We start from the raw sequence: 20,509 nt of genomic DNA, 5'->3' as shown, positions 1-20,509 counted from the left end.
TTTTTTATCTATAATTTTCCGTAAAAGAAGTGAATTAAAATATTCGCTATGAAGTCAGTTTTTAGCAGTTTTTCATCCAACTAGAAACCACTGTTTTTTCATCCTTCATCTTGTTTAATCGGCAATTTAACAGTAAAGCAACTACCTTTTCCAACTTCTGATTCTAAAGTAATGCTGCCCTGATGACTCTCTAAAATGCGCTGGGATAAGTGCAAGCCTAAGCCACTCCCCGAATGACGATGCTTTCCTTTCCGAAAGCGCTCAAACAAAGTTTTTTGCTCTTCTGGTGAAACACCTGGACCTGTATCTTCCACTTCAATCATTAACTGAGGGGTTTCGATTTTGGTCAACGGTTGCATCCGGATTTTGACACTCCCCTCATCAGTAAATTTAATTGCATTACCCACCAAGTTTGTAAAAACTCGCCTTAATTCTAAACGATCCCCTTCTACCGTCGTTGATTGCTCCTCACCGATTTTATCTTGGATTTCTAAGGTCAAACCTTTTTCTTCTGCTAAAGGCTTCAGTTCTTGGATCACTTCATCGATCACTGCTTTGAGATCCACCGGGGCAAAATTTAAGACCTTACGTCCGGCTTCAAAGCGATACACTTCCAGTAATGTATTCACCATATCCAATAAATTACGATTGCTGCGCGTCATCGTCGCAATGGCTTCTTGCATCGGCGGAGACAGTTGTCCTAATGCGCCTTGCTGAAACAAATTCAACATCCGATCCGCAGCAACTAAGGGCGTCCGTAAATCATGGGTCAGGCGAGAGACGAAATCAGCCCGTTGACGAGCAATTTCATCCCGTTCATCGACGCTATGTTTCAAACGTAATAAAGACCGGACTCGCGCGAGGAGTTCTTCTAACTCAACCGGTTTGCGAATAAAATCATCAGCACCACTATCTAACCCTTTGACAACACTGGGTTGATCATAAGCTGTAATCAGTAAAATTGGGATAAACGGTAAATCTTCTTCTTGACGAATCCGTTCTGTGACTTCAAAACCATCCATCCCCGGCATCATCACATCCAGTAAAATGAGCTGTGGGGGATTTGCAATCACTTTTTCAATGGCACTTTCACCTTCTTCGGCAACTTCAATGTGATAGCCTTCTTCCTCCAAAATACTCTGTACCAGCAGCACATTATCTGGAGAATCATCAACGACTAGGATTGTGTCTGGTTTATCTTTTACAGTATCGAGGGAATGATTCATTAAAATATTAAATTATTATACTAATCCGGTTAAATTAAAAAAAATTAAGTTCCAGATGATATTATTCCCTTTTTAAGACTGTTGCTGCCTCATCCTCTCGAAAGATTCCCAATTGCAATAAGGTGATAGAAGGGGAGTTAGTAAGGCGTTGATCCACTCCCACGGCTAAAAGCACGTGGGCTTTACGGCGATTTCTGTAATTTTACGGACAGACCGTATTAATGAATACAGTTTATTTGACATTTAGTGTATACCGTATACAAAAACTGACTCCCTATGCTCCTGCTCAGGATTGGGTTGAGCATACTCTGCCGTTTATCTCAGAGGAATTTATATCTCCCATGCACTCTTCAACCTCTACTCAAGGAAGCGTTAAAACCTCATCTTCTGTTCCTACTACAGAGCCGTATGCCAGTAGTAGTGTGCAGTTACGGTCAGTCACGAAGCGCTATGATTCCTTTGTCGCAGTGGAAAATATTACCCTTGATATTCCCTCTGGATCATACTGTTGTTTGTTGGGACCCAGTGGTTGTGGAAAAACGACGACTTTGCGAATGTTAGCGGGACATGAAGAGGTGACAGCAGGGAAAATTTATCTCGGCGATCGCGATGTGACAACACTTCCCCCAACCCAACGCAATACAGCAATGGTCTTTCAGAATTATGCCCTATTTCCCCATCAAACGGTTTGGGATAATATCGGGTTTGGTTTGAAAATGCAGGGGACTCCAAAAGCGGAGCGGACTCAGAAAATTGCGGAAATCCTCACTCTTGTGGGGCTAGAAGCCTTCAGCGATCGTAAACCGCAACAACTCAGTGGCGGACAACAGCAACGGGTTGCTTTAGCCAGAGGTTTAGTCACGCGACCGCAAGTTTTATTGCTCGATGAACCGCTCAGTGCCTTAGATGAATCGTTGCGGGTGAAAACGCGAGGGGAACTACGAAAGCTACAAAAACAGTTTGGGATGACGTTTATTCAGGTGACACACGCCCAGGATGAAGCCTTTTCGCTATCTGATGTCATTGTCGTGATGAATCATGGTCATGTGGATCAAGTGGGAACGCCAGAAGAGATTTATAATCATCCCGCTTCGCAGTTTGTCGCTGAGTTTGTTGGCGATAACAATATTTTTCAAGGGCGAGTGATTGATAGTGTTCCTCATGGAGAGCGCGATCGCGTTCAACTTGACATTCCAGATGTGGGTCAAATGATCGCTGAGGGATATACTGTTGCCAATGGTCAAGACGCAGCCTGCTGTGTTCGCAGCGATCGCATTACCTTAGCCAACCCAGACACCATCCCCAGTTCTGATCAAAACAGTATTACCGCTCGCATTACTGCAATTGAATTTACCGGCTATATTATCCGCGTTTCTCTAATTCTCCCCAGTGAAAAGGAACTGCTGTATAAAACCCATATCGAACACTGGCTCAGTCAAGCTTATCAAGAAGGGCAAACAGTGCGTCTGAGTTGGTCAATTGAAGACTGTATTTTTCTTTCTCATTAGGTAGTCTCTTTTTAGGATCAAAAGAACCACCAAGGCACAAAGTTCACAAAGATTTTACAGAGTTACAAAATAAGGAGTTTAACATGGTTAAAATTACTCGTCGTAAATTGATTCAAGGTGGACTCGCAACCGGAGCTTTTTTGGCAGCTAAAGGTTGTGGTACCACCACTTCCAATGAACCGAAAAGTCCTGAGTTTAATGCTAATAAAATTAAAGATGTAACGCTACGGTTTATCGGGACTGGCGTGGCTCAAGTTAATGAAATCAAACAAAAAGCCGAAGAAGACTTAGGCTTTACCATTGAAATGACTCCCCTGGGTACCGATGAGAATAATAAAAAAGCGATTACTCAGCCCAAGCAATGGGATATTTTTGATGGGGAATATTTTAGTTTACCGTTAGTGGTTCCCTCAGGAAATTTACAACCCATTGATGTTAAAAAGATCAAAGATTTTGATAAGGTTGTTCCCATCTTTACCACGGGAAAACTCTATGAAAATGCTCCCGTTAATACCTCCCAAGGAACTGCCCCTCGTAAGGTGATGTTCCTCAAAGGTTTCGACTCCACAGAATTTGCCGATTCTCCCACGGATTGGGCAACGTTAATGCCCTTTCAATACAATGCAGATACGTTAGGCTGGCGACCGGATTTAGTGGGAACAGAAGTCACCTCTTGGGCACAACTATTTGACGAAACATTTAAAGGAAAAACGGCTCTTTTAGATATTCCTTCCATCGGTATTATGGATGCCGCAATGGTCACAGAAGCAGCGGGAATGATGACCTTTGGCGATAAAGGGAATATGACCCGAGAAGAACTGGATCAAGTGACCAAAATCTTAATTGATCAGAAACGACAAGGACAATTTCGAGCGTTTTGGAAAACGTTTGATGAGTCGGTGAACTTAATGGCTTCGGGAGAAGTGGTTTTACAGTCGATGTGGTCGCCGGCGGTAACCGCAGTACAAGGGCGAGGGGTGCAATGTCAGTATGGTCCCTTAGCAGAAGGCTATCGCGGTTGGGGCGGTGGCGTTGGCATCTCTCGCAACCTTTCTGGCATTCAATTAGATGCGGCTTATGAATATTTGAACTGGATGGCAGAAGGCTGGCTAGGCGCATTTTTGGGACGACAGGGCTACTACAGTGCAACGCCAGAGAATGCGAAAAAATATATGGAAGATCACGAATGGGCGTACTGGTACGAAGGACAGCCAGCCCCGCAAGAAATTGTTGATCCCTTTGGTAAAACCATTGCTCAACAAGGAGATGTCCGCGATGGCGGGTCATTTGAGGAACGGATGGGCAATGTTGTGTGCTGGAATTCGGTCATGGATGAACAGCCTTATTTGGTGCAGAAATGGAATGAATTTATTGCTGCCTAAATGGGTCATGAACTCAGGAAAAACGGATGTATAAAACTTGGAATTTTCTTAAGCCTTATTTATTAGCCACTCCACAAACGCTCATCTTTTTGGGATTTTTAGTCATTCCACTTGCGCTCATTGTTGTGGTGAGTTTTTGGCAATTTAATGGCTACACCATGAGTCCTGCTTTTAGTTTTGAGAATTATCAAACGATTTTGACGAATAAGGTTTATTTAGATACCTATCTTAATACGATTAAATTTGTGGTTTTAGTTTGGTTCTTTGCCTTTCTTCTAGCTTACCCTGTTGCCTACTTTTTAGCCTTTCATGTGGAAAGTTTACGATTGCAAGTGATCCTTTTTGTCATTTGTACGATTCCCTTCTTTACCTCTAACATTATCCGCATGATTTCGTGGGTTCCGTTATTAGGCAGAAATGGCTTAGTCAATAATTTTCTGTTGTCGATTGGCTTAATTAATGATCCTTTAGAAAATTTACTCTTTTCTGATTTCGCGGTTGTCTTAGCACTGGTGCATCTTTATACGCTATTCATGGTAATTCCCATTTTTAATAGTTTGATGCGAATTGATCGGAATTTAATTACCGCTGCCTTGGATTTAGGTGCTTCTCGTTTTCAAATTCTGAAAGAGGTGATCTTTCCTTTATCGGCTTCTGGTATTGCTATTGGCTCGATTTTTGTTGTGACTTTAGTGATGGGAGAGTTTCTGACTGTGCGCTGGATGGGAGGCGGTCAATCTTCTTCGGTGGGTTACATGATTAGTAATCAAATTGGTAGTTTGCAATACCCTCTCGCTTCGGCAAATGCTGTCATTTTATTAATGATTACTTTGCTGTTTGTCTTTGCCATTATTAGAACCGTTAATATTCGCCAGCAATTATAGTCATGAAATTGAAAAAACGACCATTATCTTTTTACGTTTTAGCTGTTTTTTTAGGCTTATTTATTTTGTTTCTCTATGGTCCTTTGTTGACGATTATTACCTTATCGTTGCAGGGACCAGAAGGGTCACTCACTTTTCCCATGCGGGGATTTAGTTTCTATTGGCTGCAGCAGGTCTTTCAAGAACAAGCCATTGGCAGTTTTGGGGAACCTTTTCAGCGATCGCTGCTGTTAGGATTTATGGTCATGGCAATCTCGCTAGTTGTCGGCGTTTCGGGAGGATTAGCGTTCCGACAACCGTTTAAGGGATCAACCCCCATTTTTTATCTCACCATTGCCAGTTTGATTGTTCCTAGTATCCTGGTTTCTATTGGCATTGCCCTCTTATTTGAAGTCATGGGTTGGGATATTACTTGGTATAGTTCCGCATTAGCCGGTCATCTCACTTGGACGTTACCGTTTGCGTTTTTAATTATGATTGGGGTGTTTAATCGCTTTAATCCTTCCTATGAAGAAGCAGCGAAGGATTTAGGCGCAGGAGAAGTGCAAACGTTTTGGCGAGTGGTTTTCCCGTTAATTGCACCCACCTTAATTGGGGTGGGAATGATTAGTTTTACCCTCTCTTATGATGAGTTTACCCGCACCGCGTTGATTGCAGGGGAAGATAACACTCTCCCTCTCGAAATTTTTGGCATGACCACCAATGTCACTTCGCCAGCCATTTATGGCTTAGGAACGGTTACGACTTTATTTTCCTTTGCTCTAATTATCAGCGCAATTATCATCTTTATGACCTTTTCTAAAAAACAAACCAAGGAAAGTCCTTGAAAATCAAAATTATTAATCCCAATACCACTGCCAGCATGACAGAAAAAATCGGGATAGTTGCTAGTAGTGTGGCAAGTTCTGAAACTGAAATTATTGCCTGTAACCCGACTTCGGGACCGGCTGCTTTAGAATGTCATTATGATGAAGCGATCGCGCTGCCCCATCTCCTCGCAGAAATCGGCGATCCTGAGATGGATGGTTATATCATTGCCTGTTTTGGTGATCCCGGTTTAAGGGCAGCCCGAGAATTGACCACTGCACCCGTTTTAGGGATTGCAGAAGCAGCGATGCATACCGCTAGTTTTCTCGCCACGGGTTTTTCCATTGTGACCACGCTTTCTCGCACTAAAATCATCGCTGAACATCTAGTGATGAACTATGGGATGGAACGCCACTGTCGCAACATTCGCGCCATTGATCTCCCCGTCTTAGAGTTAGAAATTAAAGACTCGCCCGCGCAAACCATGATTCGCCAAGAATGCCAAACGGCGATCCAAGAAGATGGTTGTGGCGCGATCGTTTTAGGGTGTGCGGGAATGGCGGATTTAGCCCAGCAACTCTCAGCAGAATTGGGAGTTCCTGTAATTGACGGCGTGAGTGCAGCCGTAAAAATAATCGAAGGATTAATTGCCCTTAGGTTAAAAACCAGTAAAGTTGGCGATTTAGCTTTTCCACGACAATAATTTTTTCTCTCAGTACAGAGAAAAATGAAAATAGGGGTTTAAGGCTGAATCCACAAGCTGAAGTGGTGAATCAGGTGGAAGCCAGGTGCGCGATCGCGCTAATCATGAATCACTCATTACTCAAGGAACGGGTCTTACCAGGGCAAGCCGAACCGATTTACAGCCTCATTCCCACTTCTTTTTCTGCTGATGAACTTACCTTTCAGATCGAAAAATAACTTCAAACTGAGTTTCATTCAACACGAACTAGCGGTTAATCGCCAAGTCTTGATATTCTTGCTCTAACATTGACACCAGTTGCTCATTGCCTTTTGCTTTTGCAACTGAGATCCGACGTTCTAAGTGACGACGGATGCTTTCTAGATGCGCTTGTTCCGCTTCCGTTTCTTCTTTCTGAGTTGTAAAGTGCGGAGGACTAGGGAACTCGGAATGAGGGGTCACCGCTGGAATTAACTTCTCTAGTCGCTGAGAAGACTGAACCACCGGACGCTTGCTATGGCGTACTCCTCGATACTGCAACCACAGTTTTGGTGGTAGTTCTGGAATATGGTGCGGATAATGATAACGCCAAGGTTGTCCTCTATATTTTCCGCCTACCTCTCCCTCAGTGGCTTCAAAGGGCATAGTTTCCGATTCGTAGTTAATACCACGATAAGTTAATCTCATGATTTTCTCCTTAGCAACGAATGATCAGATATGAGGATTGAGTCAGGTGCAGTGTCTTTTCAGCTTTTATGTCAACGCCATTGGCAAACTTCTTGCTCAATGCCTCGCTTGATTCGCTATTAATCCACTCCAAATATTATTATAGTTTTTATTTCTGTATATAAAGTTACAATCTATAATGATCTTCATGAGTTATTGAAGACTTTTTTGTCCATTCTTACCTTAAGGAAGGTCTGCGATCAAGCCGAATACGATAAGCTAACAACAGAATTATCGATCCATAAAGCTTGATCACTTATGAGATGTCAAAAACTAACCTTAATTGCACTGTCTATTCTCTTTTGGCTAGCAGGATTATTCATTTCTCCTCATGCCGAGGCAATGACACAAATTAAACTTTCTAATCTTTCCTATCAGGACTGTCCCGAAGAGTATGAAGGGGGATTACTCAGCGGTAGTTCTAACACAGCAAGCTGTTTTCTCATTACGGGAACCGCAAAAAACCCCTCGGGAAAAACGATTTATGATGCAGACGTTTTTGGGCGCATTTATGATGCCAATGGCAACCCTGTCCTACAAAACCGCACCCGTGTCGGTTCAATCACAGAAGTTCCCCCTGGCGTTAGTGAGTTTAGCCTCAGAATTAGTGTACCGGCCAATCAACCAACGCCATTACAGCTTGAGCAATTTAAAGCCTCTGGCTTTTCTAGCAGTGTCAGCCCGAGAGTTCGGTTTTAATTAAACACTGGTTAACAAGCTAGAAATAATTTGTAAGCTAAAAATTGCCAAAATAGGAGATAAGTCAATTCCACCCAATGGGGGAATAAAAGAGCGGAAAATATTTAGATATGGATCAGTGACCGGGCTGAGGAATGACATAGCCTGTTGTGCCCAGCCCGCTGTTTGAAACCAGCTTAAGAGAATCCGCACAAAAATCAGAAGGAGATAAATATTGAGAAAATTAGCCAGACTATTTGTTAGTAGTTCAGTTGCACTCATAAGTATTAATGGGTATTTCTAAATGAATTCAGCAAGTTGCCATTGCGGTTAGTTTAACCGATTGCCCGTGTTCTTCGCACTGCCCTTATGGCAGAAACTAGCTAGCGAATAAACTTGGGTAATTCTACTGCTGAATAAGATTGGCGCTTTTTACGACTCGACATCAGTAAAGGGGCAGGAGAATAACGAGAGCGGGTTTTTTGAGCAACAGCAGTTAGGCTTGGTTGAACCTCAGGTTCTGAAATATTGGCGGTTAAAGCGTCTGATGGGGTTTCACCAGAAGCAATGTTCTCTTCTGCAGCTGAGAAATTGGCACTCTCCGGTTGAGCCTCTGCTTTTTCCTCAAAAGAAATTGCTAAGTCAACCGATTTATCTTGAGATCCATCATCACTATTATGCTGACTCGACCAAGCAGGGATGGGTTGGGAAGAAACAGTTGGATTCGGGATCAGTTCATAATCCTCTTTTTCAGCCGTTGTTTCCAAGCATTTATTGAGAGCAGACTTAAATTGCCAAGTATGACGACGCTGTTGCTGTAGGCGGAACGATAATTCTCGGGAATATTTTTCAGCTTGACACAGTTTGTAAGACTGTTCTTGAAATTGCTTTTGAATTAGCGCACATTCTCTTTCGAGTTGGGCAACCCGTTGCTGAGAGATTTTTAACTGGTGCGTGAGTTGAGTAATTTTTTCGACGTGTTGTTCTTCTTGAAGACGATAATTTTTTAACTCTTGAGACAGACTCAAATTTTGTTCCGATGCAGCATTGATTTCATCATTTTGCTGGGCATTTAAGTCTTCTGCTTCACGCAGCCGCAATTGTTGGTCTTCTAATTCAGCTTGGGCATTTGCCAAGGCGCTTTTAAGTTCAGCAGTGCGGAGTAAAAGTTGGTGGTTTTGTTCCTGAAGTTGTTGATGGGATAAGGCCGTGTCTGCCGTTGCTGGGATGGGTTCTTGGCTAAATCGTCGATCATCTAGACAAGAATCACGATCGTTTGTTTCTGAAGTAGAGGTGGAATTTTCCAATGCAGCAATCACTTCATCAAGGGAATCACTCTCGTCTGTGTCATCTTCAAACGTAATGAGTTCCTCAATGGAATCATATTCGTTACCCGAAGAAGGAGAAGGTTTAGGAGTATCAGCTTCGCTCATGGTTTTGGGTCAGATATCTATAAGATTTATCTTAACGTTGTTTGGGATTAATAGATGAGAAGATAACCCATAGCTATCTTCTAGAATAATTGATTCATCATTAATTTTACTTCAGCAACTCGGGTTTCTTCCCTTCCTTCTGTTTAAATAAACCGCCGAGCTAACCTGAAGTGGTAACAAAATAAATGGGTTAGATGACGCTGGGGACTCACCTCTGAAACGATATTAGTTCGTCAAGGTTATAAGTTGTGGAAAACAACTACATGATCAACGTAATTACTTCTTTTAAAGACAAAGTTATGAGTGGTTGGCTGGTGACAGAACAGATTTGGGTTTCAAGATTTCCCAATCCTTTTTCCTACTTGTTATGCAAATAAATCATGCGAATATCATCGGGTAAAGCGGTTTCTAAGAGTTGATATCCTTCTTCGAGTTTGCGTTTTACTTCTTCTAAAGTTAACGGTTGATCAATTTCTTGTAAATAGTCTGCAATCTGTGCTTCGCTCCAATGGAAGGTTTGTGCCATCAAGACGATTAGACGCACAATTGGAGGTAATTGATTGAGGGCAATTTCAAGATAACACCAAAATGGGGGAGGAGCAGCTTCTAGCTTATAGTTAATGCTTTCCACTGCTGGAATTTCCACTTCGTGTAACGCTAACCCTGACATTTTAATCAGCCAACTCTGTAAAGAGTTATCGCCGATTGCTTCTAACTCAGTTGGGTTTAATGCTTGCATTTCGTAATATAAATGTCGCCAAATCAGCGCAAACAGATAATCGGATTGAACGCGCGATCGCGCACTATGACGCATAATCGTGTAAATCAAAGGACTATAGCGACAAAAAATAGCTGTAAAATGCTTGCCCTGTTCCGGGTGTTGTTGCAGCAGCGTTAATAATTCTAAATCGCTATGATGAAATAACGGTTGCACTAAAGGATGATGAGCTTCTGGAAAACGAGGTATCTGCACGGCGTTTCGTCACCCAATAATAAAGATAAAATAAGATAAGCTAGCCTTGAGCTGGATTGAAACCTAAGGGTTGGTTCTAGCAATTAATTGCACTTTACCGCATCCAACGGGGTTTGTCGCTGAATTTTTATCGTAATATTTAATGATTTGCTTATGCTTTCTGAAACGATGGTTAATTTTACCGGTTTTGCTGCATTTTTACCGGGTCTCGACACTGTTTTTTCCACACAGGGCATTATGGTCATGCTTTTGGTCGCTTATGCTGGGGCAATGTGGATGTTTCTCACCAGTGCGCCTAAGGTGCACACGGTTATGGTGACGGATTTAGAAGTAGCGCGCCAGTTTTATGAGGGCGTTTTAAACTTAGCCATTGCCGAAGTACCGCTTCACTATTATTACAACTATGAACAGTCTCTGGGGGCTACGGCGATGGATCCGCTCTATATGTCAGCGAATCCGGGGATTTCAACAAATCCCAGTTATAACGGTACGGAAGGACTATGGTATCAATTGAAAAAGAATACCCAATTACACATTATTGCCGGGGCTAGTTATGGTCATAAAGACCGTCAGCGTCATGTCTGTTTTGATCACGATTGTTTGGAACAAATTTTACTGCAGGTTCAAGCCAGACGATTAAAATTTAAAGTGCGTCGGACGAAACCGTTGAATTTTTTAGTGAAGGATTTAGACGAACGGGTGATTGAAATGGCAGAAGTGTCGAATTAGTGGTGATTGGTCATTGGTCATTAGTCATTGGTCATTGGTCATTGGTCATTGGTCATTGGTCATTAGGCAATAAAAAATTCTCTTTGTCTCCCCCTCTCCTTCTTAGAAGCTGGTCATCCTTTCTCCCCTTCATCAGACTTGCGTAATGAATCCTAAATTTCTGAAATATTCTGAAATTTTTTCTTTTCTCGCCTTTATTTTTGTGATCTTTTTTGTTTTATTACGGTTAGATTTACTGCAAACGGAGCGTGTGGCGAGTCAAGTTCCAGAATTAGAAAAAAAATTAGCACAAGCGCAAGCGACAGCCAATCAAGTGCCTCGTTTACAACGACAACTCGCTGCGGCTAGAGACACAGCAGCAGAAGTGTCTGCTTTGGAAGAAAAAGTAGAATCGTTGCAAGAAGAAGCGGAAAAAGTTGAAGACTTAGAAGCCAAATTGGCTGCAGCCGAAGCAACAGCAGAAGAAGTGTCCGAGTTGCAAGAACAGTTGGTAAAAGCACGAGAAGCGCTAGCTAAAACACCGGAAAGTCCACCGATTATTATTCTCTCGGAACAGAATCAAAGTTATCGCTTCGCAGTGGGATCAGCAGCAATCTCTCCCGCTTTTCAACGGGCATTAGATAACCGGATTATTCCTGTCTTAGAGCGTCAAAGCCGACAGTGTAATTGTGATGCCATTGAAGTCATTGGACATACGGATAGTTTACCGGTTAATAGTGGGCAATCTAATTTAGATGAAGAACTCATTAGTGCTTTTAATCAACAAGAAACGCCGAGTTTAGTCCCCGGTAGCAACCTTGATTTAGGGATGATGCGAGCCCTGGCCATTATTCGCTATTTCAAACAAGCGCAACGGGAAGGACGATTAACTCAAATTGAATATTTTCTCCCTTATTCAGCCGGTCAAATGTTAAAACCAAACCACACCCTTGATACTTCCCCGGAAACCCGTGAAGATGAACGTCGTCGTCGCATTGAAATGCGATTACTGCAATCGACAGCTTGGGAGGAGCAAATTGGGAATAATAACCGCTAACGGAGAAATGATGGTATAGTCATGCAAGTGAAGCAGTTGGGGTGTTTCCCTATGGATGCCGATTGGAAAACCCTTGATGCCGTTGCGATCGCGCAGGCAATTCGTCATCGCCACTGCACGGCAACAGAAGTTATTACAGCAATCCTCGCTCGCATTGAAGCGGAAAATCCCGCGCGGAATTGTTTTACAACGATTACTGAACAGGCAGCGCAAAAGCAAGCCCACTCGATTGATCGTCATATCGAGCAAGGGAGTCCGTTAGGGATTTTGACAGGAGTCCCATTTGGGGTCAAGAATTTATTTAATATTGCTGGGCTGACCACGTTAGCAGGGGCAAAGATTAACGCCGAACAGCCGCCGGCGACTAAAGATGCCACCGCGATCGCGCGCTTAAAGCAAGCGGGGGCGGTTTTAGTCGGGGCATTGAATATGGATGAATATGCCTACGGCTTTGTTACCGAAAACAGCCATTATGGGGCAACCCCGAATCCTCATGATTCCTCTCGGATTACCGGCGGTTCCTCTGGGGCTTCAGCAGCCGCAGTGGCAGCAGGATTACTTCCCCTTGCCCTCGGTTCCGATACCAATGGTTCGGTGCGGGTTCCCGCGGCTTTATGTGGGGTATATGGGCTGAAACCAACCTACGGACGACTGTCGCGGGCAGGAACGGTTTTACTCAGTGATAGTCTCGACCACCTGGGGATTTTTGCGCGATCCGTGCGGGATTTGGCAACGGTCATGGATTTACTGCAAGGAGAAGATATCGAGGATCCGGTGTTGACGAAGCATCCCCCAGAGCCTTGTTTACCGCAGCTAAATTTGGGAATTCGCGATGTGCGGGTTGCGGTGGCAGATGGATATTTTGCAACAGGGGCACAACCCGAAGCCCTAGCAGCCGTAGAGGAACTGGCAAGAGGATTGGGAACTGCTAAGCGCGTGACGCTACCGGAATCGGAACGGGCGAAAGCAGCCGCCTATATTATTACCGCAACTGAAGGCGCGTCTCAACATCTAGCTGCCTTAAAGTCACGTCCCCAAGACTTTGATCCGGCAACGCGCGATCGCTTTTTAGCAGGAGCTTTAATTCCCAGTCAATGGTATCATCAGGCGCAACGATTTCGCAGCTGGTATCGTGATCGCCTGCGAGAAGTGTTTCAACAGTTTGATATTATTCTCGCGCCAACGACGCCTTGTGTGGCACCGAAATTAGGGCAAAAAACAATTGAAATTGCTGGAGAAACGGTAAAAGTTCGTCCGCATCTCGGACGCTTTACGCAACCGATTTCGTTTGTGGGGCTACCGGTTTTATCAGTTCCTATTTATTCCCCTGGCACGCTTCCCCTGGGAGTGCAACTGATTGCGTCTCCTTATAATGAAGCTTTGTTATTGCGACTGGCAAGTGTTTTAGAACGAGAGGGGATTATTAATCATCAATCAGGAATGATTCAAGAATGACTCGCTAATTTTTCCTTGAAGGTTTGCCAAAGCATTTTCGCCGAACGTCGCAGTTCATATTTGCGCTTCCAGCTTTCAAAAGCGCGGTCATATTCTTCTCCTTCGAGGTGATAGGCTTTCCAAACTTCTAGAGAAAGAAAGAGTCCCCAAATTAAGAGGATAAACAGTGACCAATTCAGGGTGCTGTCTTTGAGGAGATCAAGCGTAACGAGAAAGGCATTCACAATGAGATATTTGCCTATTTTTTGCTTAATTTGATGCCAACGATAGTTATCAAAGGCTTTACGTTTTTGCGCTTCAAGTTGCTGGTCTAACCAGGCTTTTTCGGCAGCTTGGATGGTTGTCAGAGGAATATCTAACTCGGTCGCCATTTCAAAGAGTTGATCGCGAGTGAATTCTCCTTGATTCGACTGTTGCGCGATCGCGAGTTGCAAGATTTCTTGAACTTCCTCTTGACGATACATTTGCTGAGTGTGGCTTTCTGTTACTGTCATCGTTTAGCAGGGGGAAACTAGTCTAGCAAAAGGAAAAAAGGCATCTTACCTCTATTATGCCTAATCCCAAGCTGAGGGGAAACCAAGACAAAGGAGAAGTTGGAACTTGAAGCTTGCCTTAACTTCCCCATTTTCTTGTACTACTTAGCCTTTCTCTGCTTCAAGCAAGTCTTCTGCACGAAGATCGGTTTCCTCAATGCTGACCCGTTGTAATTTTGCCCCGAGTCTACTTAACTTTTCTTCAAGATTATCATAACCCCGATCAAGATGATGTAGCCCTTGAATGGTCGTTATCCCCTTAGCTGCTAATCCGGCAACCACTAATGCAGCAGAAGCTCGTAAGTCAGTGGCAAAAACTGGGGCACCGGTCAACATGGAAACCCCCCGAATAATTGCTTGCTGACCTTTTAGGCGAATATCTGCTCCCATACGTTTAAATTCAGCAACATGACGGAGACGATTTTCAAATACGGTTTCTGTAATCACGCTATCTCCTTCGCTAAGGGCAAGCAGTGCCATAAGTTGCGCTTGCATATCAGTGGGGAAACCCGGATAAGGGAGAGTTTCAATATCCGTCCCGTGAAGCGGACCAGGAACCAAACGTAAGCAGTTTGGTGCATCGTTAAGAATTTGTACCCCCATCGCTCGTAATTTAGCGATGACCGGGGTTAAATGTTCGGGAATTACCGGTGATAACGAAATTTCACAATGGGTAATGGCCCCAGCGACCAAAAAAGTGCCCGCTTCAATTCGATCTGGAATAATCGGATAATCCACACTATGCAGAGATTTAACCCCAGAGATCGTAATGGTATTGGTTCCTGCCCCTTGAATTTTCGCTCCCATCGCAATACAGAAGTTGGCTAAATCAACCACTTCCGGTTCGCGAGCCGCATTTTCAATGCGGGTTTCCCCTTCCGCAAGCGTAGCAGCCATTAAGATGGTTTCCGTGGCACCGACACTGGGATAATCGAGATAAATCTCTGCACCTTGGAGGCGATTTTGACGGCCCGGAATATCGGCATAAACAATGCCATGTTCAATACGGACTTTTGCCCCCATGGCTTCTAAGCCTCGGACATGGAGATCCACGGGACGTGCCCCGATCGCGCAACCGCCGGGTAAAGGCACTCGCGCCACGCCTAAACGAGTTAATAAGGGACCAATGACAAAAAAACTGGCCCGTAAACGTGAAACCAATTCATAGGGAGGCTTAGAAGTCGTGACGTCTTGAGCGTTAATATCAAGTGTATCGCCGTCGCGATTCAGCTTGAGTCCCAAACTCGATAAAACATCTCCCATGTGATTAATATCAACAAGAGACGGGATATTACGCAAACGGCATTCACCAGGACACAAGAGGGTTCCTGCCATAATCGCTAAAGCCGAATTTTTCGCCCCGCTAATGGTGACATGCCCTTTTAATTGGCTTTCGCCCCAAATCTTGAGGACGGAAGGGGGTTGGGTATCAGTTGGTAAATTAATGGGTCTATCCTCCAAAAAAACACACCACAAGACAAATTAGAACTGAAAAAGTTGTTTTGATTGTATCGGATTCCGGGGTGCATCAAGTAACTAATCACACTTTTTCTATTGATTTTTGTCGCGATTTCTAGGACGCTAGAGGTTGCTCATTGGATTTAAGATAAAGATTAATTAGCAACTGATGTCATCACAGCATTTATCGGAGAAAGTAGCGATTGTAACTGGGGCTTCTCGTGGAATTGGTCGCGCGATCGCGATCGCGTTAGCAGAAGCAGGGGCAAAGCTCGTCGTCAACTATGCCCGTTCTGAGGCAGCAGCCAAGGAAGTGGTGAAAGCGATTACGGATCAAGGGGGCGAAGCCATTGCCGTCCAGGGGGATGTCAGCGCTGCTGAACAAGTGCAAAACTTAATTAAAGAAACCCGTAACCAATACGGATCAATTGATGTTTTAGTAAATAATGCCGGAATTACTCGCGATACCTTGTTATTGCGGATGAAGCCAGAAGACTGGCAAGCGGTTATCGATTTGAACCTGACAGGCGTTTTTCTCTGTACGCAAGCGGTCAGTAAGATTATGCTCAAACAGCGTCAGGGAAGAATTATTAATATTGCCTCGGTTGCTGGACAAATGGGAAATCCTGGACAAGCCAATTACAGTGCCGCGAAAGCTGGGGTAATTGGGTTTACGAAAACTGTGGCTAAAGAACTAGCCTCCCGTAATGTGACCGTTAATGCCGTTGCACCGGGTTTCATTGCCACGGAAATGACCAGCGAATTAGATGCAGAAGGGATTTTAAAGTACATTCCCCTCGGACGTTATGGTCAACCGGAAGAAGTAGCAGGCATGGTGCGTTTTCTTGCCAGCGATCCGGCAGCGGCTTATATTACTGGGCAAGTGTTTAATGTGGATGGTGGGATGGTCATGAGTTAAAGCAGTGACCAGTGACCAATGACTAATGACTAATGACCAATGACCAATGACTAATGAATTTGGATTTTCGTAATGTGAATACACTCTGGAGTTCAGTGTTAGTGGAAACGCTCTCTTGCTTAGGCGTTACCACAGCAGTGGTTTGTCCGGGGTCTCGCTCTAGCCCTCTTACAGTGGCATTTGCTAAACATCCTGCCATTGAAGCAATTCCGATCTTGGATGAACGTTCCGCCGCATTTTTTGCTTTGGGTCGAGGCAAAATAACCGGGATGCCCACTGCTTTAGTTTGTACCTCTGGCACAGCAGGGGCAAACTTTTATCCCGCTGTGATTGAAGCGAGGGAAAGTGGAGTGCCGTTGCTTGTTCTCACCGCAGATCGTCCGCCAGCGTTGCGTCATTGTCATAGTGGACAAACCATTGACCAACAGCGACTGTATGGCAATTATCCCAGTTGGCAGGCAGAATTGGCATTGCCCAGTGCCGAGATCGCAGCCTTACGGTATTTGCGACAAACCCTGGTGCAGGCGGTGGCGCGATCGCGCTTTCCCCTTCCTGGTGCGGTTCATCTCAATTGTCCGTTTTGCGATCCCCTTGCCCCAACGGAACAGGATCCCCTCGCAGTAACGGCTTCAGACTTTGAGGCGTTTTTTTCTCATTTAGTTCCTCCCCTAAAACCTAGTCTGCAACAGCCTTTACCGTGGTCAACTTGGCAAAACTGTGAGCGGGGGATTATTATCGCTGGGGTGGAGCAACCGTTAGATCCAGAAGCGTATTGTCGCGCGATCGCGCATTTAGCCAATGGTTTGGGCTGGGTTGTCTTAGCCGAAGGACTTTCTCCGGTTAGAAATTATGCTCATTTGGTTCCGAATCTGATTTCGACTTATGATTTCATTTTGCGCAATTCAGAGACTGCTGCTCATCTCACACCAGAAATGGTCATCCAAATTGGTGCTTTTCCCACCAGCAAAACCCTTCGCAGTTGGTTAGACCAAATTTCTCCCCAATCTTGGCTGATTAACGACCGAGGAGAAAACCTCGATCCGCTGCATCAGAAAACAATTCCCCTACACACGACAATTTATAATCTTGGTCCGCTTCCCACTGCTTTACCTGCTTTATCCGCTTACCAAAAACAGTGGTTATCCTTAGAAAACACAACGCGATCGCGAATCGATCATCAGTTTAATCAGACGGAAGAACTGATTGAACCGAAGATTGCCTGGTTCCTATCCCAAACTCTTCCTAAAAATACACCGTTATTGATTGCGAATAGTCTACCAGTTCGGGATGTCGAGTGGTTCTGGCAACCGAATCAACGTCAAATTTATCCCTTATTTAATCGAGGGGCGAATGGGATTGATGGCACCCTTTCCACTGCCTTAGGCATTGCTCACAACCACAAAAGTGCGGTTTGTTTAACTGGGGATTTAGCGCTGCTGCATGATAGTAATGGTTTTTTATCTCGTCACCACTTCCAAGGTCATCTCACCATTGTTTTAGTCAACAATAATGGGGGTGGGATTTTTGAGATGCTCCCGATTGCCGAATTTCCCGATGTATTTGAAGACTATTTTGCCACACCTCAAAATATTGACTTTTCAAAGCTCTGTGCAACTTACGAGATTGAACATAAACTCATTAGCAACTGGCAAGAATTAAGCATATTATTAGACCCTTTACCCAAAATAGGCATACGAGTCTTAGAACTGCACACGAACCGCAAGCAAAGCCAACAATGGCGGAACATCAATGATTAAGTCCCCCTTCCGTCTACAATCACTCCGTTGAATCCAAGACGAAATATGGTGTTTAAGCAATAATATATCGACTATATAACCACTTAGTTAAAAATATAATCGATGAGCCAAAACCCAAGTCTTAATTTTTGATTAGCTAGAATTTTCCTAAAGTAATTTCATCAAAGACCAACACTTTGCTCTCTTATGTTGGCGCGTTTCTATTTCCTTCCACTATTCCTTCTCATTGCCGTTGTGAGTGCTACTATTTTCCTGGTTAGCGATCGCGACCCCCAAGATATGTCTACTCCTAATCGTTCTCCCAATTCTGGTCTCTTGAGTGACCCCTTTCTGCAACTTCCGACTGCCGATTCTGTACGGGTGATTTGGTTTACAGAATTTCCAGGAGTGGAACATACTTTAACCTATGGCAATTCCCTAGAACAAAAAGTCACAGCAACGACGCGAAAACTCACCCGCGTTCGCGAGGATCAAGAGTCCCATGTCCCTCATTTCAGCAGCGAAGTTTCCCAAGAACCCCTCTTTCGAGAAATCTGGCGTCATGAAGCACAAGCGACTCATCTCTCTGCTGAGGAACGGTTTCCTTACTACATAACCAGCAAGAAAGAAGACGGTCAAACGCTGAGAAGCCGTCAGTTTAGCTTATCTCCCGCACCACCGCCAGGAAAACCGCTTAAGATTTTACTCACGTCTGACCATCAGCAAAAGCCGATGACAGCTGCTAATTTACAGAAAGTTGCGGAAACGATTCCCAAAATCGATGCGGTATTGGTCGCCGGGGATCTGGTTAATGTTCCCGATCGCGCCTCGGAATGGTTTGATGACAGCCGCGGCGGTGCTTTTTTTCCTTGTTTACAGGGGAATGCCAACTATCAATTGGAAAAAAACGAGACTGAAACCACTTATACCGGCGGCGAACTCATTCAACATGTCCCTTTATATCCCGCGATCGGCAATCATGAAGTGATGGGACGTTTTTCGGGATCAGCCAGCCTTAACCAGCAATTTAATGATGCGTTTCCGAAAGCCGTTGCCGAACAACTCTACCAACAAAACGCCCAAACAATCAATTCTCGGCAAGACCCCAAGGTTAAGACAGACTGGATTAAAGCGAATTCTTACAATACGGATACCTACCAAGAAATCTTCACGCTTCCTCAAAGCATCCCGGGAGAAGAAAAATACTACGCCACGACCTTTGGTGACATTCGCCTGGTCGTTCTCTACGCAACTAATATGTGGCGGAAACCGTCTCTCGATGCCAATGCCAACGGGAAGTATCACGAAGCGGAAGCTAACTTAAACGATCCTGAAGCTTGGGGATACGGACAAATCATTTTTGAACCCATTGCCAAAGGAACTCCCCAATATCAATGGTTGGAACAAGAAGTCCAAAGCCAACCGTTCCAACAGGCTAAATATAAGATTGTCATGCTTCACCATCCCCCCCATTCTTTGGGAGGAAACGTGGTTCCGCCTTATACCGATCCCGAGCAAATTATCCAACAAGATGCCTCAGGAAAAATTCAAGCCATTCGCTACCAATATCCCCCCAATCAAGATTATTTAATTCGCGATGTTGTTCCTTTACTGGAATCAGCGGGTGTCGATTTAGTCTATTTTGGTCATTCTCACCTGTGGAATCGTTTCCAAGCTGGAAAAACCCATTATTTAGAATCATCGAATGTGGGGAATACCTATGGGGCGCATTGGGAGGATCAACAACGCAATGTTCCTGAAGAATATCAAGAGCAATATGCACTGACTGGAGATCCCAATGGCTTAAAACCGGTTGTACCAACCCTTGCTCCTTTGAGCGATGATGGTCAGAGATTACCTTATCTTGTGAGCAATGACATTACAGCGTTTAGTATTTTAGACACTGAGACTCAAACGGTCAGCAGCTACTATTTTGATACTCGTCAACCCAATTCTCAGGTCGTAAAATTTGATGAATTTTTGTTAAAGGAAAATGGTACATAACAGTTTATTATCAAAAAACTGCCCTAACTTTCACACATATTTAAGTGTTTCTTGAATGGGGATGTTACGCATTGATCTAGCCCACTTAGTTCGGTAGAATTAATAAAATAATCTTAATCTTGCAAGCAACGAGTTTATTGTCATTTATCGGATGTTTAAAGCTAATGGCTAAGCCAGGGAAATTCAAAAAAATCACTTCTAGTCTAAGCGTTGTAGCAACAGGGTAAGCGCAAGAAAATTTAGGTCTCAAATAGGTTAGAGTATAAAGGAATCGAAGCGTTAAGAACTTGCAACAAATACGCCACATCCATGCTAGCTCGTTTCGCTTTTTGACGAGTGC

The 20,509-nt window shown here is 44.1% G+C and carries 21 protein-coding genes; 14 read left to right on the top strand and 7 right to left on the bottom strand.

The genetic code is table 11. The annotated features are described in order from the left end of the window. Positions 1-98 precede the first annotated feature (98 nt). On the bottom strand, positions 99-1,226 hold the full coding sequence (locus GVY04_09475; GenBank protein ID NBD16355.1) for a response regulator: 1,128 nt from the start codon (positions 1,224-1,226) through the stop codon (positions 99-101). Between the two features lie 341 nt (positions 1,227-1,567). On the opposite strand from GVY04_09475, the gene GVY04_09470 reads away from it, so the two are divergent. The 6 genes from GVY04_09470 (at position 1,568) to GVY04_09445 (ending at position 6,728) form a co-directional block, all read left to right on the top strand. Beyond that, a complete protein-coding gene (locus GVY04_09470) occupies positions 1,568-2,734 on the top strand; it encodes an ATP-binding cassette domain-containing protein (GenBank protein NBD16354.1) in 1,167 nt (388 codons plus the stop codon). An 83-nt stretch (positions 2,735-2,817) separates the two neighbouring features. After that, on the top strand, positions 2,818-4,116 hold the full coding sequence (locus GVY04_09465; GenBank protein ID NBD16353.1) for an extracellular solute-binding protein: 1,299 nt from the start codon (positions 2,818-2,820) through the stop codon (positions 4,114-4,116). A gap of 26 nt (positions 4,117-4,142) precedes the next feature. Beyond that, entirely contained in the window at positions 4,143-5,000 is an 858-nt protein-coding gene (locus GVY04_09460) for an ABC transporter permease subunit (GenBank protein ID NBD16352.1), read from the top strand. Positions 5,001-5,002: 2 nt separating this feature from the next. Then, positions 5,003-5,827: an ABC transporter permease subunit gene (locus GVY04_09455; protein ID NBD16351.1), complete on the top strand. Its 825-nt coding sequence runs from the start codon at positions 5,003-5,005 to the stop codon at positions 5,825-5,827. Next, a complete protein-coding gene (locus GVY04_09450; protein NBD16350.1) occupies positions 5,824-6,510 on the top strand; it encodes an aspartate/glutamate racemase family protein in 687 nt (228 codons plus the stop codon). The genes GVY04_09455 and GVY04_09450 overlap by 4 nt, the downstream gene beginning before the upstream one ends. Positions 6,511-6,575: 65 nt before the next feature. After that, on the top strand, positions 6,576-6,728 hold the full coding sequence (locus GVY04_09445; GenBank protein ID NBD16349.1) for a hypothetical protein: 153 nt from the start codon (positions 6,576-6,578) through the stop codon (positions 6,726-6,728). A 28-nt stretch (positions 6,729-6,756) separates the two neighbouring features. Here GVY04_09445 and GVY04_09440 read toward each other — a convergent pair whose 3' ends face one another. Further along, entirely contained in the window at positions 6,757-7,176 is a 420-nt protein-coding gene (locus GVY04_09440; protein NBD16348.1) for a DUF4278 domain-containing protein, read from the bottom strand. A 297-nt stretch (positions 7,177-7,473) separates the two neighbouring features. On the opposite strand from GVY04_09440, the gene GVY04_09435 reads away from it, so the two are divergent. Beyond that, positions 7,474-7,914 (top strand): hypothetical protein, encoded by a 441-nt coding sequence (locus GVY04_09435; GenBank protein ID NBD16347.1) that lies wholly within the window; start codon positions 7,474-7,476, stop codon positions 7,912-7,914. On the opposite strand, the gene GVY04_09430 is transcribed toward GVY04_09435, so the two are convergent. The 3 genes from GVY04_09430 to GVY04_09420 form a co-directional block, all read right to left on the bottom strand. Continuing rightward, positions 7,915-8,175: a YggT family protein gene (locus GVY04_09430; protein ID NBD16346.1), complete on the bottom strand. Its 261-nt coding sequence runs from the start codon at positions 8,173-8,175 to the stop codon at positions 7,915-7,917. 101 nt (positions 8,176-8,276) lie between these two features. Then, positions 8,277-9,326 (bottom strand): hypothetical protein, encoded by a 1,050-nt coding sequence (locus GVY04_09425; GenBank protein ID NBD16345.1) that lies wholly within the window; start codon positions 9,324-9,326, stop codon positions 8,277-8,279. Positions 9,327-9,684: 358 nt separating this feature from the next. After that, positions 9,685-10,299 (bottom strand): sigma-70 family RNA polymerase sigma factor, encoded by a 615-nt coding sequence (locus tag GVY04_09420; GenBank protein NBD16344.1) that lies wholly within the window; start codon positions 10,297-10,299, stop codon positions 9,685-9,687. Positions 10,300-10,467: 168 nt separating this feature from the next. Between GVY04_09420 and GVY04_09415 the strand changes: the two genes are divergently transcribed. From GVY04_09415 to GVY04_09400, 4 genes are read left to right on the top strand one after another with little or no spacing between them, the layout of a single operon-like run. Continuing rightward, positions 10,468-11,028, top strand: a complete 561-nt coding sequence (locus GVY04_09415) for a glyoxalase-like domain protein (protein ID NBD16343.1) — start codon at positions 10,468-10,470, stop codon at positions 11,026-11,028. Continuing rightward, the gene (locus GVY04_09410; protein NBD16342.1) at positions 11,028-11,174 is read left to right on the top strand and encodes a hypothetical protein; all 147 of its coding nucleotides are present in this window, start codon (positions 11,028-11,030) and stop codon (positions 11,172-11,174) included. The genes GVY04_09415 and GVY04_09410 overlap by 1 nt, the downstream gene beginning before the upstream one ends. After that, positions 11,174-12,064, top strand: coding sequence for a flagellar motor protein (locus GVY04_09405; protein ID NBD16341.1), 891 nt, complete (start codon positions 11,174-11,176; stop codon positions 12,062-12,064). Before GVY04_09410 ends, GVY04_09405 begins: the two co-directional genes overlap by 1 nt. Before the next feature lie 51 nt (positions 12,065-12,115). Beyond that, positions 12,116-13,519: an AtzE family amidohydrolase gene (locus GVY04_09400; GenBank protein NBD16340.1), complete on the top strand. Its 1,404-nt coding sequence runs from the start codon at positions 12,116-12,118 to the stop codon at positions 13,517-13,519. Here the strand turns inward: GVY04_09400 and GVY04_09395 are convergent. Continuing rightward, the gene (locus GVY04_09395) at positions 13,510-14,013 is read right to left on the bottom strand and encodes a hypothetical protein (GenBank protein ID NBD16339.1); all 504 of its coding nucleotides are present in this window, start codon (positions 14,011-14,013) and stop codon (positions 13,510-13,512) included. The genes GVY04_09400 and GVY04_09395 overlap by 10 nt on opposite strands. A gap of 144 nt (positions 14,014-14,157) precedes the next feature. Beyond that, the gene (gene murA / locus GVY04_09390) at positions 14,158-15,498 is read right to left on the bottom strand and encodes a UDP-N-acetylglucosamine 1-carboxyvinyltransferase (GenBank protein NBD16338.1); all 1,341 of its coding nucleotides are present in this window, start codon (positions 15,496-15,498) and stop codon (positions 14,158-14,160) included. Between the two features lie 181 nt (positions 15,499-15,679). On the opposite strand from murA, the gene fabG reads away from it, so the two are divergent. The 3 genes from fabG to GVY04_09375 all read left to right on the top strand — a co-directional run bounded on the left by fabG (position 15,680) and on the right by GVY04_09375 (position 20,169). Continuing rightward, on the top strand, positions 15,680-16,429 hold the full coding sequence (gene fabG / locus GVY04_09385) for a 3-oxoacyl-[acyl-carrier-protein] reductase (GenBank protein ID NBD16337.1): 750 nt from the start codon (positions 15,680-15,682) through the stop codon (positions 16,427-16,429). A gap of 53 nt (positions 16,430-16,482) precedes the next feature. Further along, positions 16,483-18,186 (top strand): 2-succinyl-5-enolpyruvyl-6-hydroxy-3-cyclohexene-1-carboxylic-acid synthase, encoded by a 1,704-nt coding sequence (menD, locus tag GVY04_09380; GenBank protein NBD16336.1) that lies wholly within the window; start codon positions 16,483-16,485, stop codon positions 18,184-18,186. Positions 18,187-18,372: 186 nt separating this feature from the next. Continuing rightward, positions 18,373-20,169 (top strand): metallophosphoesterase, encoded by a 1,797-nt coding sequence (locus GVY04_09375; GenBank protein NBD16335.1) that lies wholly within the window; start codon positions 18,373-18,375, stop codon positions 20,167-20,169. The last annotated feature ends 340 nt before the right edge of the window (positions 20,170-20,509 follow it).

The organism is Cyanobacteria bacterium GSL.Bin1, assembly GCA_009909085.1.
GTDB lineage: Bacteria > Cyanobacteriota > Cyanobacteriia > Cyanobacteriales > Rubidibacteraceae > Halothece.
Note: the sequence above shows the minus strand (reverse complement) of the source record. Positions and strands in the feature narration are given on the sequence as shown.